This window comes from Sphingopyxis granuli NBRC 100800 (assembly GCF_001591045.1).
Classification (GTDB): domain Bacteria; phylum Pseudomonadota; class Alphaproteobacteria; order Sphingomonadales; family Sphingomonadaceae; genus Sphingopyxis; species Sphingopyxis granuli.
The window spans coordinates 1-16,108 of the sequence record NZ_BCUA01000036.1; the positions used below are offsets into that span (position 1 = coordinate 1).

A 16,108-nucleotide genomic window follows, 5' to 3' on the forward strand; every position below is an offset into this window, starting at 1 on the left:
GTCCGGGGTGGCGATACAGGACACACGGCACCGCCCCGTCGCGCATCGTCATGGATTACCGTGATTTAAGGGTAATTTTACAGCTCGCGGGCTAGACGGGCGCGATGAATGCCACCCTCTCCCCTGCGCTGCTGCTGCTCATCCTGACCAGCGTCGGCATGTCGGCGCTCGCCCAGATGCTGCTCAAGCTGGGGGTGCAGGGCGCGCGCGCGGCGCGGACCCTGCCCGAAACCATGCTGGCCTATGCCAGTTCGCCCTATCTGATCGCGGGCTTCGCGCTCTATGGCCTCGGCGCGGTGCTGTGGCTGTTCGTCCTCGCGCGCCTGCCGCTGAGCGTCGCCTACCCCTTCGTGGGGCTGGGTTTCATCTTCACGATGCTGATCGGTGCGATGGCCTTTCACGAACATCTGACGCCCGCGCGCATCGCCGGTACGCTGTTGATCGCGCTCGGCTGCGTCCTCGTCGCGCAGAGCGCGGGCGGTTCATGATCGGGGCGGCCGCCGCCTGGATCGAAGCCCATTATCGCGGACTGGTCGCAACGCTGATCGCCGCGACGGTCGGCGTGCGCCTGCTCGCCTGGTTCGCGATCGGCGAGCCGCTCGGCAACGACGGTCTCGCCTATTTCCGCATGGCGGAGGCAATGGCGGGCGGGCATTGGCCGGTCGATCAATGGGGACAGCACGCCTTCTATTCGATCGGCTATCCGGCGGCGCTGACCCCTTTCTTCGCGCTGTTCGGCGCGAGCGTCGGGACCGCGATCGCCGCGAATCTGGCGCTCGCGGCGGCGAGCGCGGCGCTGCTGGTGCTGCTCGCGCGCGAAATCGCGATGCGGCCGCCCTTCGTCCTCCTGCTCCTGCTGGTCCACGCCTTGTGGATTCCCGGCATCTGGAACAGCGCGATGCTGGCGCGCGAGAATCTGTCGGTGCCGCTCTTCCTGCTCGTCCTGCTCGCGTCTTGGCGGCTGCTGCGCGGCGGCGGCAGCACGGCCGCGCTGCTCGCGGGCGCCGCCTATGGCGCGGCGATCCTGACCGGGGGATCCGCGCTGCCGCTGATCGTCGCGCCGCTGCTCGCGCTGCTGTGGACCGGGGAGCAGCGGATACGTCGCGGCCTGCTGGTCGGGGCCGGTGCGTTGGCCCTGCTCATCCCCTGGGCCGCCGCCACCACGGCCATGGTCGGGGCGCCGACGCTCAACACCAACGGCGGCTTCAACCTCTATCTCGGCAACAATCCCGCGGCGACGGGCGCCTTCGTCAGCATCGCCGACACCCCCGCGGGGGCCGAGTGGGAGGAGATGCGCCGGCGGCTCGGCGAGCGCGGGGCGAGCGCCGAACTCGGCGCGCGCGCCATCGCCTATGCCGGCGCGCATCCCGCGCGAACCGCGAGTCTCGGCCTCACCAAGCTCGCGCTGTTCTGGGCGCCGAACGTCCCCGACGCCGCCGATTTCGCACAGTCGCGCGCGGTGGCGACGGCGCGCTTCGTCGAGGTCGCGCAATATCTGCTTATCCTCGGCTTTGCGCTGTTCGGCCTGCTCGCCGGCGGAGGAACACCGCGGCAGCGCTGGATCGTCGCGGCGGCGATCGCCGGTTTCTGGGCGCTGCACGCCGCCGCCTATGTCATCACCCGCTATCGCGACCCGGCGATCCCCGCGCTGATGCTGTTCGCGGTCGTCGGCTGGGGCATCGCCTGGGACCGGCTGCGCCCCCGCCCGAAGGAGGCGCTCGATGCCGCCGCATGATCCCGCCGAGCCGGCCAAGGTCGCCCTGATCGTCGATCTCGACCGGACGCTGACCCGCGCCGATGTCGCGGTCGAATCGCTCGTGCGCCTGATGCGGCGCAGCCCGATGCTGTTCTGGCAATTGCTGCTCGCGCTGCTGTGGGGCCGCGCCGCGCTCAAGACGCGCCTCGCCCGGCTCGATCCGGTCGATCCGGCGCTGTTGCCGCTACGCGCCGAGGTCGTCGACCTGATCGGCGAAGCGCGCCGCGACGGCCGCCCGGTCATCCTCGCCAGCGCCGCGCACCGGCGCAATGTCGGCCGCGTCGCGCGCCATCTGGGGCTGTTCGACCGCTATCTGGGGTCGAGCCGACGCCGCAACCTGAAGAGCGCCGGAAAGCTGCGCGCGATCCGCGCCGCGATCGGCGACGCGCCCTTCGACTATGTCGGCGATTCGACCGCCGACCGCGCGATCTGGCGCGAGGCGCGGCACGCCTACACGGTGGGCGTGCCGACCCGCTCGGCGAACGAGCAGCGCGTCGGCCCGCCCCCCAGGAGCCCGTTTCGCGCGCTGGTGAAGGCGATCCGCCCGCATCAATGGGCGAAGAATGCGCTGGTCTTCGTGCCGCTCGCCACCTCGGGCCATATTCTCGATTTCGTCGCGCTGGGGCAGGCGGCGCTCGCCTTCGTCAGCCTGTCGGTGATCGCGTCGAGCGTCTATCTGCTCAACGACCTGCTCGACATCGACGCCGACCGGCGTCACACACGCAAGCGCTCGCGCCCCCTCGCGGCGGGCGATCTCGGCATTCCACTGGCGCTCGCGATCAGCGGCGCGGCCGCGATCCTGGGCCTTGCCATCGGCTGGTTTCTGCTCGGCCCCGCGACCTTCGCCGCGCTCGCGGCCTATTTCGCGCTGACGCTCGCCTACAGCTTCCGGCTCAAGTCGGCGATGATCGCCGACGTGCTCGCGCTCGCCTCGCTCTACACGATCCGCATGATCGTCGGCGCCGCCGCGATCGCGGTCGCCCCGTCGATGTGGCTGCTGATCTTCTCGATCTTCTTCTTCCTCAGCCTCGGCTATCTCAAGCGCTATGTCGAGCTCGACGAAAGCCGCAACGAGCGGCACCAGCTGTTGTCGGGACGCGGCTATGTGCCGTCGGACAAGATGTTCGTCGCGATGGGCGGCGTCGCGTCGGGCATGGTGTCGTTGCTCGTCCTGCTGCTGTTCGCCGCCGAAAAGGGCGAAGGCGGCGAATATGCGCATCCGGCGCTGCTGTGGCTGCTCGTCATCCCGCTGCTCTATTGGCTCAACCGCATCTGGATGATGGCGGGGCGCGGCCAGGTCGACGGCGATCCCGTCGCCTTCGCGCTGCGCGACCGGCGCAGCATCGTCGTCGGCGCCCTGCTCGCGGTCATCGTCGTCGCCGCCAAATATGGCGGCTGACGACGACGCTCGCTTCACCTTTCCCTAGAAGTCATAGCCCAGCGTCAGGCCGAAGGTTCGCGGCTGGTTGGCGAAGCGCACGACGACATTGGCGTTGCTGGCGACCGCCGACCAATAATATTTGTTGAACAGATTCTTCGACCACAGCGACAGCGACCAGCCGGCCTGCGACTTCAGGCCGAGGCTGGCGTTGACGACGGCGTAGGAATCGACCTTGTAGAGCGGATCGTCCTCGAAGATCGTGTTCGCCTTGCCCTGATAGCGCAGGCTGACCGCGCCATTGGCGCTCAGCGTGTCGGTCACCGGCGTATCGTAGGCCGCGACGATGCTGCCCTGGAAGCGCGGGCTGTAGATGAACTCCGCCCCGTCGAAATTCTCCGGCTGGCCGGCGGCGTTGGTGCCGACATAGTCGATCACGCGGGTCTTCAGCCACAGGCCGTTGGCGGCGATCGTCACGCCCTGCGCGGGACGCAGCGTCAGTTCGCCCTCGAAGCCATAGGCCCTCGATTTGGGCACATTGTCGAGGCGCGACAACGCGGTGTAGATCGGATCGGCGAAATAGGTGCTGATCTGCTTGTCCTTGTAATCGTAGTAGAAGGCGGCGAAATTGGCCTGCAGCAGGCGGTCGGCCAGCGTCGCCTTCAGCCCCAATTCGTAGGCCGTCAGCTTTTCCTGCGTCACCGGCGCGTTCTGCCGCGCCTTGCTCGCCGCGTTGACCGGCGAGGTGCCTGACTTGTAGCCGCGGGATACCGACGCATAGACCAGCGTGTCGTCGTTCGGCGACCAGTCGAGCACGACGCGCCAGGCGAGGTTGTTCTCGTCCAGCGTCGACACCACCGGGCCGAAGCTGTTGGTCGCATCGTCGAAGGTGTTGCACTGCCCCTCCACGATCGGCGCCGGGATGGGCAGCGTGCCCCCCGCCGAGAAGAGGAAGCGGTTCACGATGTTGACGTTCGGCAGCATGCTGCCCTTGTAGTCGCGCGAGCAGCCTACATAGTCCTGCTTGTCCTCGGTATAGCGAAGGCCGACGGTCAGTTTGAGCTGGTCGGTCAGTTCGGCGTCGGCATTTCCGAAGACGCTCCACGTCCTGGTGTTCATCGTGCCGATGTCTTCATAGGTGCGGAACGCCGTCGCCATGTCGGCGGCGGTATAGCCGCCGGAATTGAACGGCGTATCGAGCAGGTTGACGCCGGGAACGAGGATATAGGGCACCGCGCGGATGAAGCGCGAGTTCGCATTGTCGCCGAGCATCGTGCGGTTGCTGTCGACGATCTTGTCATGGCCGTAATAGGCGCCGACCAGCCAGTTCAGCGTGCCGGCCTCGCCTTCGAAATGAATTTCCTGCGCAAAGCTCTTGATGCGGCCGTCGGCCTTCTGCAGCAGGATTTCATAGGGCGCGCCGCTCCAGTCGGACAGCGCCTTGCGCTGGAAATCATTGTAGCTGGTCAGGCTGACGAATTTCACCGCATCGGCGACATCCTGATCGACGCGCAGTTTCAGGCCCCAGAAGCGATTGTCTTCGGCGAGGTCGCCGGGCAATCCGGCGCCGCGGCCGACGTCGGCCGATCGCCCCGCCTCGGGCGCCCAGTCCGCCTGGCTCGCCCGGGTCGGGAAATTGCCGGCGATATAATCAGCCAGCCCCGGCGCGTTGAAGAGGTGCGATGCGCTGGTTCCCGTCACCGGGTCGGTCGCCGGGGTGAAGCCGATGCCCTGCCCGGCGACCGTGTCCGACTTGTTCTGCCACCAGGTCACCGACAGGTCGATGCTGGTGCCGGGGCCGGGGTCGATCGCCAGCGAGCCCCGGATGCCCAGCTTGTCGACCTTGCCAAGCCGTTCGCCGGGGCGCGAGTTGCTGACCTGCCAGCCCTTGTCGCTGTTCTCGCTGCGCACCGCGATCCGCGCCGCAACCCCTTCGCCGAGCGGCCCCGAGACGTGGCCCGCGAAATTATAGGTCCGGTAGTTCCCGAGTTCGGCGGTGACGCCCGCGTCGAAATGATCGGTCGGCTTGGCGGTGATGAAGTTGATCAGCCCGGCCGTCGTGTTGCGACCATAGAGCGTGCCCTGCGGTCCCTTCAGCACCTCGACGCGCTCGAGGTCCATGATCGGGCCGGTGTTCATGATCGGATAGGCATAGGCGACCTCGTCGACATAGGTGCCGACGGTCGAGGTCGCCGACAGGTTGATCGTGTTGAAGCCGATGCCGCGCAGCGTATAGGTGGGCACGCCCTGATAGCTTTGCGACACGGTAAAGCTCGGCGCCACCGCGGTCAGGTCGCGCACGTCGGTGACGCGCAGGCTTTCCAGCGTCGCTGCGTCGACCGCCTGCACGGCCATGCCGATGTCGTTCAGCGATTCGGCGCGGCGCTGCGCGGTGACGATGATCTCGCCGTCGGTCCGCGCCGCCGTTTCCGCCTCGTCGGCCAGCGCCGGCGGCGCAACGGTCAGGCTGGCGGCGGTGCCGGCGAGCAGGAACAGTCGATAGGCCTTCATTCGTCATCTCCCTCAAACGGCTGGCCGATGCGGCTCGTCTTTGCGCGAGCGCCGACGCGGCCGGACCCTGTCAGAGGATATAATTGCGGCCCCGCTCACAAGCTGGCATCTGTGTCAGTATCGAGCCGGGGGAGGACATGTGACGGACAAACGGGCGCTTTGCTGGTCGGAACTTCCCGCGCTGATCGCCGACGTGCAGGCGATCGGCGACGCGACGGGCCTTTCCTATATCGCCGCGCAGGCCGATCTCGGCGATCCCGAACCGATGGCCGACGAGCACGGTCGTCCCTATGCGGAGACCAGCTTCCGCTGGATCGATCCGGCCTATGCCTATTGGCGCGACCGCAAGCTGGCGCTGCACGTCGCCTTCCTGACCGCGGCGCGGCTGATCGCCGAACCCTTCTATTACAGCGACGGGCGGCTCGGCAGTTGGCGCGCGACCGCGCTGCTCGACGCGGTCGATTGCCAGCAGGCGAAGGAGACCCCCAATTTCGGCGAGGCGATCATCGCGCCGGTCCATCTGCCGCGCGGGCTGGTCGGCGCCGTCTTCTGGTGCTCGCGCGAGCCTGTCGGGGTCGAGGCGCTGTTCCGCGCGCATGCCGGCACGATGCACAACCTCGCGCTGCGCCTCGTCGCGACGCACAACGAGGCGCGGGGCCGGCCGCGCAACGCAACGGTGCCGCAGACGCTGACCCGGCGCGAGGTGCAGTGCCTGCGCTGGGCCGCCGCGGGCAAGACCGATGGCGAGATCGGCATCATCCTGTCGCTGTCGGTGTCGACGGTGCGCTTTCACCTGCGCAACGCCGCCGCCAAGCTGGGCGCCACCGGGCGCGCGCAGTCGATCCAGATCGCCGCCGGGCTGGGCTTCGTCGGCGCGCAGGCGGCCTGACGCATCCGCCAGCTTGGCCGGGTCGCCGCGCCGTTTAGGAACAGGGCATGGACATCGCACTCGAACCCGATCTTCACGCGTTCCGCGACATGGTGCGCGCCTTCCTGGCCGAGCATCTGACCGAGGAACTGCGCCGCGCCGCCGAGCGCGCAACCAGCGTCTTCATCGATCCCGCCATATCGCTTCCGTGGCAGCGCATCCTGCATGCGCGCGGCTGGGCGGCGCCCGACTGGCCCGAACGGTTCGGGGGACCGGGCTGGAGCGAGATCGAGCGCTATGTCTTCGCCGCCGAATGCGTCGCGGCGGGCGCGCCGAACCTCGCGCCGATGGGGCTGAAGATGGTCGCCCCGGTGATCATGCATTATGGCTCGCCCGATCAGCAGGCGCATTACCTGCCGCGCATCCTGTCGGGCGAGGATTATTGGTGCCAGGGCTTTTCGGAACCCGGCGCCGGCTCCGACCTCGGCCGGCTTCAGCTTCGCGCGGTCCGCGACGGCACCGATTATGTCCTCAACGGGTCGAAGATCTGGACGACGCACGCCCATTTCGCGAACCGCATGTTCTGCCTCGTGCGCACGTCGAACGAAGGCAAGCCGCAGGCCGGGATCAGCTTCCTGCTGCTCGACATGCAGTCGCCGGGCATCGGCGTCGAGCCGATCCGCACCCTCGCCGGCGAGCATGAACTGAACCAGGTCTTCTTCGACGACGTCCGCGTCCCCGTCACCAACCGGCTGGGCGAGGAGAATGACGGCTGGTCGGTCGCCAAGCATCTGCTCACCTTCGAACGCGGCGGCAAATATGCGCCGGCCCTGATGGGACAGCTTCGCCGCCTGCGCGGCCACGACGTGCCCGATCCGGTGATCCGGGCGCGGCTCGACCGCGAGGCAGTGACGCTGCGCGCGTTGCAGGCGCTGGAGATGAAGGCGATGCGCGGTCTCGGCGGCGGCGCGGCGCTCTATGCCTCTGCGCTCAAGCTGCTCGGCACCGAAGCGGCGCAGCGCATCGACACGCTGGCGTGCGAAATCGCCGGTCCGGCGGCGTGGAGCGAAGCCGACGGCCAGACGCCGGCGAGCCTTGCGGTCGCGGTGCCGCGCTATCTGAACGGGCGCGCGGCCACCATCTATGCGGGATCGAACGAAATTCAGCGCGACCTGATCGCGCGCCAGATTCTCGGCTGACCGCCGCCTTCAGGCCGCCGCCTCGGCAAAGCGCGCGAGATGCGTGGCCTGCGGCCCCATCGCCGCCGCGATTCCCAGCGCACGCTTGAAACGGCTGCCGAGCGCCAGTTCCTCGGTCAGCCCCATCGCGCCATGGATCTGCACCGCGCCCTCGCCGACGATCCGCACCGCGTCCTGCACCTCAACGCAGGCCGCACCGACCGCGGCGGCGCGCGCCGCCTCGTCACCGTCCACCGACAGCACCGCCAGTTCGGTGAGCGCGGCCGCCTTCATCAGTGCGAGCTGCATGTCGGCGCAGCGATGGCGCAGCGCCTGAAACGAGCCGATGGGCACCCCGAATTGCCGGCGCTGCCCCATATAGGCGGCGGTGTCGTCGATCATGCGCCGCATCAGCCCGACGGCCTCGCCACACCGCCCCGCCAGCACCATATCGGTGACGATCTCGGTCGCCGCGCGCGCCGCTTCCCCCTCGGCAAGCGCCTCGGCTTCGGCGGGACCGGACGCAAAACCCAGGTCGGCGGTGACGCTGCCGTCGAGCATGATCCGGTGGCGCTGTTCGACGCGGTCGGGGTCGGCGGCGACGAGCAGGACCGCCTGCGGATCGGCGACGACGAACAGGTCGGCCTCGGCCGCGCCGGCGACCAGCGTCGCCAGTCCGCGCAGCCGCCATCCCCCGTCCGCCGCCTCGACGATCGGCATAGCGGCGGCCGTCGCCGGACAGACCAGCGCCGCCCGCTGCCGCCCTTCAGCCAGCGCCCCCAGCGCAGCGTGACCCGGCGCCAGACGCCCGACGAGCCAGGTCGCCGCCGCGTGCGAGAGCCAGTCGGCGCCCGCCAGCGCCGGTCCCAGCTCCGCCATCAGCAGCGCCGTCTCGACCGCGCCGCCACCGAAGCCGCCCGCCGCCTCGGGGATCGTGACGCCGCCAAGGCCGAGCGCAGTCAGGTCGGCCCACCCCACCCGCTCCTTGTCGGCAAGGAAGCGCTGCACGCTGTCGCGCAACATCTGGCGTCCGGCGTCGAGCGGAAGGTCGAGGCCCGCCATCGTCACCCGGCCCGTGCCGCGACGAAATCATATCGGCATGCCGTCATCGTCGTCTCTCCAATCGCTTCCATGCCGGCGCGGCGCATGCGGCCGCCCTTTCCCATTGAGATCATGCCGCTTTGGTCCACGATGCTCTAGCTGGCGAGCGTGTCAGGTCGCGCCGTGGCTAATCGCGGCTTAATCATCGCAACAAGCGCTCGTTAATGGCCATATGACCACTTACGCAACATCATCGAACGAGCCGGTCGGGCGGCTCCTTGGCTGGCTGGGGCTCAAATCCGCGCGGGGGCACGACGATGCCGCCGGTGCGGTGGCGGCCCAAATGGGTGAGGCGCGCGACCGCCCCCATGAAGTGCGAAGTCAACTCGCCCATTCGATCATGTCCTTCCTTCTCGACAACGACCTCGATATTTCGCCCGCCAACCTCGTCCTGGCGCATGGCGCCTTTTCCGGAACCAACCCCAAGCTTGCGCGCCAGTTCGCGGCGCGATCGCAATCGGCAGAGGGGATCACCCAGCCCTGGCTCGACGAGCTGGTCGCGCACGAACCCGAGCAGCAAGGACGCGCCGACCTCGACCGGCTGATGGCCAAACTCGAAACCGATCTCGACAGTTTCCAGGCCAGCACTCGGCAGGCGCGCAGCGTCACCAGCGATTATGGCGTCGAACTGGCGCAGCATGTGTCCGACCTCGAACAGGTCGAGAAGACGGGGCGGATCGTCTCCAACCTCGCCGTGCTGGCGCGCACGATGCTCGAACGCACCCGCAAGGCCGAGGACGACATGCACCGGAGCGAGGAGGAGGCGAAGGCGCTTCGCCGCAGCCTCGCCCGCGCCAAGCGCGATGCCGAGATCGACTATCTGACCGGCCTGCCGAACCGCCGTGCCTTCGAGGCGCTGCTCGATCGCCACCATGGCGAAGCGCGCGCGGCGTGCGAGGCGCTGAGCGTCGCCTTTTGCGACATCGACGAATTCAAGAAGATCAACGATGTGCACGGGCACGACGCCGGCGACCGCGTCATCAAGATGATCGCCGACACGCTCGCGCACATCTCGAACGATCATTGCCATGTCGCGCGCCACGGCGGCGAGGAATTCGTGATGCTGTTCCGCGGCCTGACGCCGAGCGAGGCAGCGAAGCAGCTCGACGACGCGCGTGAGCGGCTGTCTGCGCGCCGCCTGATCAACCGCAAGACCGACGAGCCGTTCGGGCAGATCACCTTTTCCGGCGGGGTGGCCGACGTCTTCGGCTATGCCGATCCACGCGCGGCGCTGAAAGCCGCCGACGAAGCGCTCTACCGCGCCAAGGAAAGCGGGCGGAACCGCATCGAGATCGCCGCCTGACGAGCCCCGGAGCCGTCAGCCGTGGCGGCTCCAGCGCGCGAAGATCGCAGTGGGCAGCAGCAGTCCGCGCGCCTCCTCGCGCACCGCGAGTTCGCCGCATTCGACCTTGCCGGGCAGATCGGCGAACAGCTGTGCCAGCAGTTCGCCGATCGCCAGCGCCGACATCCGCACCGCATAGACGGTGAGGAACAGCGCGCGGCTGTCGGCGTCGAGCAGGTGGCGGCAATCGGCGAGCAGCGGCGCCAGCCCCTCCTCGATCTGCCAGCGCTCGCCGTTCGGGCCGCGCCCGAACTTGGGCGGGTCGAGCAGGATGGCGTCGTAGCGCCGTCCGCGCCGCACCTCGCGCGCCGCGAACTTGCCGGCGTCGTCGACGATCCAGCGGATCGGCCGCTCGGCCATGTCGGCGAGCGCGGCATTCTCGCGCGCCTGCGCGACCGATTTCTTCGAGGCGTCGACATGCGTGACCGCCGCACCGGCGGCCGCGAGCGCCTGGCTGCCCACCCCGGTATAGCCGAACAGGTTGAGGAAGGCCGGATCGGTCTTGTCCGCGACCTGTTCGCGCAGCCAGTCCCAGACCGGCGCCATGTCGGGAAAGAAGCCCAGGTGGCGAAAGGGCGTGCAGCTTGCGGTGAAGCGCGCCTCGCGCCAGCCGAGCGGCCAGCCTTCGGCGGGCACGGGGCGGTGATAATACCAGCGCCCCCCGCCATCCTCGTCCGACGCGGGGACGAACTCGCCATCGGCCTTGTCCCATTCGGCCTGCGGCAGCGCGGGCTGCCACATCGCCTGCGGTTCGGGGCGGATGAAGCGATAGCGGCCATAGCGTTCGAGCTTGCGCCCGCCGCCACTGTCGACCAGCCCATAATCCTCCCACGCGTCCCCGACGAGCGTCGCCAGGGGCAGCAGGTCAGCCACGGGCGGCTTCCGCCAGGATATGCGCCTTCACCGCGTCATAGTCGCCGGGCAGCTTGCTGTAGCGCTCCTCGCGCTCGAACAGGTTGCCGAGCCGCGGCGGCAGCGCCGGACGCACCCCGGTCGCGCGTTCGACCGCGTCGCGGAACTTCGCGGGATGCGCGGTCGCCAGCGTGACGACGGGTACGTCGCCGTCGATTTCCAGCGCGCGCGCGGCCGCGAGGCCGACGGCGCTGTGCGGGTCGATGATCTGCCCGCCCCGTTCCTGCGCCCAGCGTAGCGCGAGCGTCATGCCGTCGGCATCGATACGCGCGCTGGAGAACAGCGCCTGCGCGCCGGCGCGCATGTCGGCGGGGAGCGTCATCGCACGGTTGCGGTCGAATTCGGTCATCATCCCGGCGATCGCCGCGCCGTCGCGCCCCGACAGGTCGAACAGCAGCCGCTCGAAATTGCTGCTGACCTGGATGTCCATGCTCGGCGTCGCGGTCGGGGTGACGGTGCCCGCGCTGTAATCGCCGCTGGTCAGCGCCCGGTGGAGAATGTCGTTGACGTTGGTCGCGACGACCAGCCGCGCGATCGGCAGTCCCATCTGCGCCGCGACATAGCCCGCGAAGACGTCGCCGAAATTGCCGGTCGGCACGCTGAACGCAACCGGCCGCTCGGGCGCGCCGAGCCGCACGGCGGCATAGAAATAATAGACGACCTGCGCCATCAGCCGCGCCCAGTTGATGCTGTTCACCGCCGACAGCGTCAGCTGGCTCCGCGCCTCGGCATCACCGAACAGCCGCTTTACCATCGCCTGCGCATCGTCGAAGCTGCCGTCGATCGCGATATTGTGGACGTTGGGCGCGAGCACGGTGGTCATCTGCCGCCGCTGCACATCGCTGACCCGGCCTTCGGGGTGAAGCATGAAGATGCGGATATGATCGCGCCCCGCGACCGCCTCGATCGCCGCCGATCCGGTGTCGCCCGAGGTGGCGCCGACGATCGTCAGTTCGGTCTCGCCGCCGCGCAGGAAGGTTTCGAAAAGCTGCCCGAGCAGTTGCAGCGCCACGTCCTTGAACGCCAGCGTCGGGCCGTGGAAGAGTTCGAGCAGCCAGTGGCGATGGTCGAGCTGGACGAGCGGCGTCACCGCATCGTGCCCGAAGCGGCCATAGGCGGCCTTGCACAGCCCGCGCAGTTCGTCCTCGCTCAGCACGCCGGCGACGAAGGGCGCCATCACCCGCACCGCCGTCTCGACATAATCGAGCCCGGCGAGCGCACGAATCTCGTCGGCCGTCATTTGCGGCCAGCGCGCGGGCACATAGAGGCCGCCGTCGTCGGCGAGGCCGGCAAGCGTGGCGGTATGAAAGTCGAGGGTCGGCGCGGAGCCGCGGGTGCTGATATAATCCATCTCGGCCATGCGCCCTAACGGCGCGCCGTCATCGCTGCAAGCGGCGGCGTAGCGCGAGGACGTAAATCGCCACCGCCATCGCGGCGAACAGGAACCATTGCACGGCATAGGCAAGGTGGTTGTTCGGCACGTCGGCGCCCGACGGCACCGCGCTCGCGCGCAGGCCCGGCGCGGGCTGGTCGGCGACGAGCATCGCCCGCGCCGGCACCGCCCTGCCCGTCAAATGCTCGATCAGCCCCGGCTGGTCGGGACCGGGGACGATCGTGCCGGCCACGACGCCGCCCTTCCACGCAGGCGGCGTGAAATCGTCGGCGATGCCGACGTCGACGAGAACGCCGGGCCCCTCGGCGCCGGTCCGGCAGTCGGCGATCATGCGGATGCCGGTCCGGCCGCGGCGGTCGGTGCCGCTGCGCGGGTCCCAGCGGACGGGTTCGAGGCAGACCACGCTGCTCTTGCGGAACAGCAGCGCGTCGGGAACGGGCGGAAGCTCGGGATAGGCGACGCTCGACGCCATCGCCCCGTTGCGCTCGTAGAGCGCGATCAGCGCCTCCTTCTCCCCCTTGCGCTGGAGCTGCCAGACGCCGAGCGCGATCATCACCGCCACCGCCGCCGCGACCAGCAGCGTCGGGATCAGCGGCCAGCGCCGCGCCGGAGTCGCGGGGTCAGTCATCACCGTCCTCGGCGCGGCGCCCTTCGGCCGCCTGGCGCTGGTGCTCGCTGGCGAGCAGCGCCGCCTTGCCGACGCGCAGGCCATAGAGGACCGCGGCGGCGGTCAGCGGCACCCACAGGACGATATGCACCCACAGCGGCGGCTCGAAGGCGAAATCGAGGCTGAGCGCCGCGGCGATCAGCAGCGCGCCGATGATCAGCGTCAGGAAAGCCGCCGGCCCGTCGCCGACGTTGTAGCGGCCGTAATCGAGCCCGCAGGCGCGGCATCGCGGCCGGAAGCGCGCCGGCCCCTCGAACAGTCCCGACGCCCCGCATTCGGGGCAGAGACCGAAAAGGGCAGCGCGCCAGAGCGGCGGCTGCCCTTGCTGTTTCGGAGCTTCGCCGGGCAAATCAGTGCGCAGCGACCGGAGCGCCCCAGCCGCCCCAGACATAGACGATGATGAACAGGAACAGCCACACGACGTCGACGAAGTGCCAGTACCAGGCCGCCGCCTCGAAACCGAAATGCTGCTGCGGGGTGAAATCGCCCTTGTAGGTGCGGACGAGGCAGACGATCAGGAAAATCGTCCCGACGAGCACGTGGAAACCGTGGAAGCCGGTCGCCATGTAGAAGGCCGAGCTGTAGTTGATCTCGCCGAAGGCAAAGGGCGCCGCCGAATATTCATAGGCCTGGATCGTCGAGAAGATCGCGCCGAGGATGATCGTCAGCCACAGCCCCTTCTTCAGCCCCTCGCGATCGCCGTGGATCAGCGAATGGTGCGCCCAGGTGATCGTCGTGCCCGAGCAGAGCAGGATCAGCGTGTTGAGCAGCGGCAGCGAGAAGGCGTCGATGACGTGGATGCCCTTCGGCGGCCACTGGGTGATCGCCGCCGCGCCGTCCTGGCCGAACAGCGAGCTGACCGCACCGTCCACGATCTCGACCGGCACCGGGAAGAGCGCGAAATCGAACCATGCCCAGAACCAGCCGACGAAAAACATGACTTCGGACGCGATGAACAGGATCATGCCGTAGCGCAGGTGAAGCTGGACGACGGGGGTATGATGCCCCTCGTGCGCTTCCTCGATCACCTTGCTCCACCAGCTGAAGAAGGTGACGATGATGCCGAGAATGCCGAGCCAGAACACCCACTTGCCGGACCCGCCGAAATAATCGGTGTGCATCCACATCACGGCGCCGAAGAACATGACGAGCGCTGCCAGCGAGCCGATCATCGGCCAGACGCTGGGATTGACGAGATGATAATCGTGATGTTTGGCACCAGCCATGTCGCAGTTCCCGTTTATTGCCCCAGCATCGCGATTCCCCATCGCACCGCCGGTCTGGTTATTAGACTCTCGATCGCGGCCTTAGCTCGCCTTTTTGCCCTCGTCCACAGGGTAGAAGGTATAGCTCAGCGTGATTTCCTGAATGTCGCGCGCGTCGACATCGTCCTTGATCTTCGGATCGACGAAGAACAGCACCGGCATGCGAATCCGCTCGCCCGGCTGCAGCACCTGCTCGGTGAAGCAGAAGCACTGGATCTTCGTGAAATACTTGCCCGCCTGGTCGGGCGTGACGTTGAAGGTCGCGGTGCCGGTGATCGGATGCGGCGAATTATTCTCGGCAATGAAGATCGCCATGTCGCGCGCGCCGATGCTCACCGTGTCGCGCGGCCGTTCGGGATGGAATTTCCACGGCAGCTTCGGCGAGACGTTGGCGTCGAAGCGCACCGAGATGGTGTCGCTGAGCACCTGCGGCTCCTCGGCAGCGGCGGCGGGGTCATAACGCTGCGTCGTGCCGTTGAAGCCCGTGACGCGGCAGAAGAGATTGTAGAGCGGCACCGCGGCGAAGCCGAGCCCGATCATCATGACCGCGACCAGTCCCGCGAGCATCGCGGTCCGCAGATTCTTGCTGTCCGTCATCCCATTCGCGCCATCGTGATGAAGAAGAAAAGCAGCGCCAGTCCGCCCAGGATCCAGCCGGTCAGATTGGCCCGGCTGCGCTGGCGGCGGCGATATTCGGCCTCGTCGAAAGGCTCTTGCGTCGGTTCGTCTGTCATAGCGGCCACATATGGTCGACGACGATCGCGCCGAACAGGATGAAAAGATAGGCGACGGAAAAGGCGAAGAGCCGCTTTTCGGGCTGCATGCGGTCGTTCTCGGCCGAACGGCGCAATCCGACCTGCGCCGACAGCAGCACGAACAGCGCCGACAGGATCGCCGCGGTCCAGCCATAGAGCGCGCCGGCATAGCCGAGCGGCCACGGCGCGACCGCCGCGACGGCCATGATGATCGCATAGAACAGGATCTGCCGCCGCGTCGACGTCTCGCCCGCGACCACCGGCATCATCGGAATGCCCGCCGCGGCATAGTCCGATCGCACGAACAGCGCGAGCGCCCAGAAATGCGGCGGCGTCCACAGGAAGATGAGCAGGAAGAGCAGCACCGGCAGCGGCGCGACATGGCCCGTCGCGGCGACCCAGCCGATCAGCGGCGGAAAAGCGCCCGCCGCCCCGCCGATCACGATATTCTGCGGCGTCCGCGGCTTGAGCCACATCGTATAGACGATGACGTAGAAGAGGATCGACACGGTGAGCAGCGCCGCCGCCTGCCAGTTGGCGGCGAACAGCATCAGGAACACCGAAAAGGCGGCAAGCCCGACGCCGAACTGCAGCGCCGTCTGCGGATCGAGCCGGCCCGCGGGCAGCGGGCGTCCGGCGGTGCGCTTCATCTTCGCGTCGAGTGCCGCCTCATACCATTGATTGAGTGCCCCCGACGCCCCCGCCCCCAGCGCGATCGCGAGGATCGACGCGAAGGCGAGCACCGGATGGACATGCCCCGGCGCCGCGAGCAGCCCGCACGCCGCCGTGAAGACGACGAGCGACATGACGCGCGGCTTGGTCAGCGCGAACAGGTCGCGCCAGTCGGCGGGAAGCGCCGTGCCGGCATGGGTCAGGCTGTGCGTCATATCGGACATGCTAACCTTTTCGGTCCGTCATTGCGACCCCGGCGAAAACCGAGGGTCGGCGATCCAGAGTAGCGAAAACTCGCTCTGGACTGCTC

At 68.3% G+C, this 16,108-nt stretch carries 16 protein-coding genes; 6 read left to right on the plus strand and 10 right to left on the minus strand.

Annotated features, from left to right (window positions below; genetic code table 11):
* Positions 1 to 104 precede the first annotated feature (104 nt).
* Genes SGR02S_RS10180 through SGR02S_RS10190 form a run of 3 tightly spaced genes read left to right on the plus strand, consistent with a single transcriptional unit; the run spans position 105 to position 3,155 of the window.
* Positions 105 to 488, plus strand: a complete 384-nt coding sequence (locus tag SGR02S_RS10180; protein WP_067108852.1) for a DMT family transporter — start codon at positions 105 to 107, stop codon at positions 486 to 488.
* A complete protein-coding gene (locus SGR02S_RS10185) occupies positions 485 to 1,735 on the plus strand; it encodes a hypothetical protein (RefSeq protein ID WP_067108854.1) in 1,251 nt (416 codons plus the stop codon). Before SGR02S_RS10180 ends, SGR02S_RS10185 begins: the two co-directional genes overlap by 4 nt.
* A complete protein-coding gene (locus tag SGR02S_RS10190; RefSeq protein WP_067108857.1) occupies positions 1,722 to 3,155 on the plus strand; it encodes a UbiA family prenyltransferase in 1,434 nt (477 codons plus the stop codon). The genes SGR02S_RS10185 and SGR02S_RS10190 overlap by 14 nt, the downstream gene beginning before the upstream one ends.
* A 24-nt stretch (positions 3,156 to 3,179) precedes the next feature.
* Here SGR02S_RS10190 and SGR02S_RS10195 read toward each other — a convergent pair whose 3' ends face one another.
* Positions 3,180 to 5,645, minus strand: coding sequence for a TonB-dependent receptor (locus SGR02S_RS10195; RefSeq protein WP_067108860.1), 2,466 nt, complete (start codon positions 5,643 to 5,645; stop codon positions 3,180 to 3,182).
* A gap of 139 nt (positions 5,646 to 5,784) precedes the next feature.
* Between SGR02S_RS10195 and SGR02S_RS10200 the strand changes: the two genes are divergently transcribed.
* Together SGR02S_RS10200 and SGR02S_RS10205 are read left to right on the plus strand one after the other, a co-directional pair.
* Positions 5,785 to 6,534 carry a helix-turn-helix transcriptional regulator gene (locus tag SGR02S_RS10200; RefSeq protein ID WP_067108863.1) on the plus strand — a complete coding sequence of 250 codons (750 nt, stop codon included), beginning with the start codon at positions 5,785 to 5,787 and terminating at the stop codon, positions 6,532 to 6,534.
* Between the two features lie 47 nt (positions 6,535 to 6,581).
* Positions 6,582 to 7,712 (plus strand): acyl-CoA dehydrogenase family protein, encoded by a 1,131-nt coding sequence (locus SGR02S_RS10205; RefSeq protein WP_067108866.1) that lies wholly within the window; start codon positions 6,582 to 6,584, stop codon positions 7,710 to 7,712.
* A gap of 9 nt (positions 7,713 to 7,721) precedes the next feature.
* Here SGR02S_RS10205 and SGR02S_RS10210 read toward each other — a convergent pair whose 3' ends face one another.
* Positions 7,722 to 8,753, minus strand: coding sequence for an acyl-CoA dehydrogenase family protein (locus SGR02S_RS10210; protein WP_067108869.1), 1,032 nt, complete (start codon positions 8,751 to 8,753; stop codon positions 7,722 to 7,724).
* 211 nt (positions 8,754 to 8,964) lie between these two features.
* Between SGR02S_RS10210 and SGR02S_RS10215 the strand changes: the two genes are divergently transcribed.
* Entirely contained in the window at positions 8,965 to 10,095 is a 1,131-nt protein-coding gene (locus tag SGR02S_RS10215) for a GGDEF domain-containing protein (RefSeq protein ID WP_234002445.1), read from the plus strand.
* Positions 10,096 to 10,110: 15 nt separating this feature from the next.
* Here the strand turns inward: SGR02S_RS10215 and SGR02S_RS10220 are convergent, their stop codons facing one another.
* The 8 genes from SGR02S_RS10220 to SGR02S_RS10250 form a co-directional block, all read right to left on the minus strand.
* Positions 10,111 to 10,995, minus strand: a complete 885-nt coding sequence (locus tag SGR02S_RS10220; RefSeq protein ID WP_067108934.1) for a class I SAM-dependent methyltransferase — start codon at positions 10,993 to 10,995, stop codon at positions 10,111 to 10,113.
* A 4-nt stretch (positions 10,996 to 10,999) separates the two neighbouring features.
* The gene (thrC, locus tag SGR02S_RS10225; RefSeq protein WP_067108931.1) at positions 11,000 to 12,397 is read right to left on the minus strand and encodes a threonine synthase; all 1,398 of its coding nucleotides are present in this window, start codon (positions 12,395 to 12,397) and stop codon (positions 11,000 to 11,002) included.
* Between the two features lie 28 nt (positions 12,398 to 12,425).
* A complete protein-coding gene (locus SGR02S_RS10230; RefSeq protein ID WP_067108872.1) occupies positions 12,426 to 13,067 on the minus strand; it encodes an SURF1 family protein in 642 nt (213 codons plus the stop codon).
* The gene (locus SGR02S_RS10235) at positions 13,060 to 13,455 is read right to left on the minus strand and encodes a DUF983 domain-containing protein (RefSeq protein ID WP_067108877.1); all 396 of its coding nucleotides are present in this window, start codon (positions 13,453 to 13,455) and stop codon (positions 13,060 to 13,062) included. Before SGR02S_RS10235 ends, SGR02S_RS10230 begins: the two co-directional genes overlap by 8 nt.
* 1 nt (position 13,456) lies before the next feature.
* On the minus strand, positions 13,457 to 14,332 hold the full coding sequence (locus SGR02S_RS10240; RefSeq protein ID WP_067108880.1) for a cytochrome c oxidase subunit 3: 876 nt from the start codon (positions 14,330 to 14,332) through the stop codon (positions 13,457 to 13,459).
* Positions 14,333 to 14,413: 81 nt separating this feature from the next.
* Complete coding sequence (locus SGR02S_RS10245; RefSeq protein WP_067108881.1) at positions 14,414 to 14,968, minus strand: cytochrome c oxidase assembly protein; 555 nt, start codon at positions 14,966 to 14,968, stop codon at positions 14,414 to 14,416.
* A complete protein-coding gene (locus tag SGR02S_RS20260) occupies positions 14,965 to 15,105 on the minus strand; it encodes a cytochrome c oxidase system small membrane protein (protein WP_169799671.1) in 141 nt (46 codons plus the stop codon). The genes SGR02S_RS10245 and SGR02S_RS20260 overlap by 4 nt, the downstream gene beginning before the upstream one ends.
* A complete protein-coding gene (locus SGR02S_RS10250) occupies positions 15,102 to 16,013 on the minus strand; it encodes a heme o synthase (RefSeq protein ID WP_067108941.1) in 912 nt (303 codons plus the stop codon). The genes SGR02S_RS20260 and SGR02S_RS10250 overlap by 4 nt, the downstream gene beginning before the upstream one ends.
* Between the last annotated feature and the right edge of the window lie 95 nt (positions 16,014 to 16,108).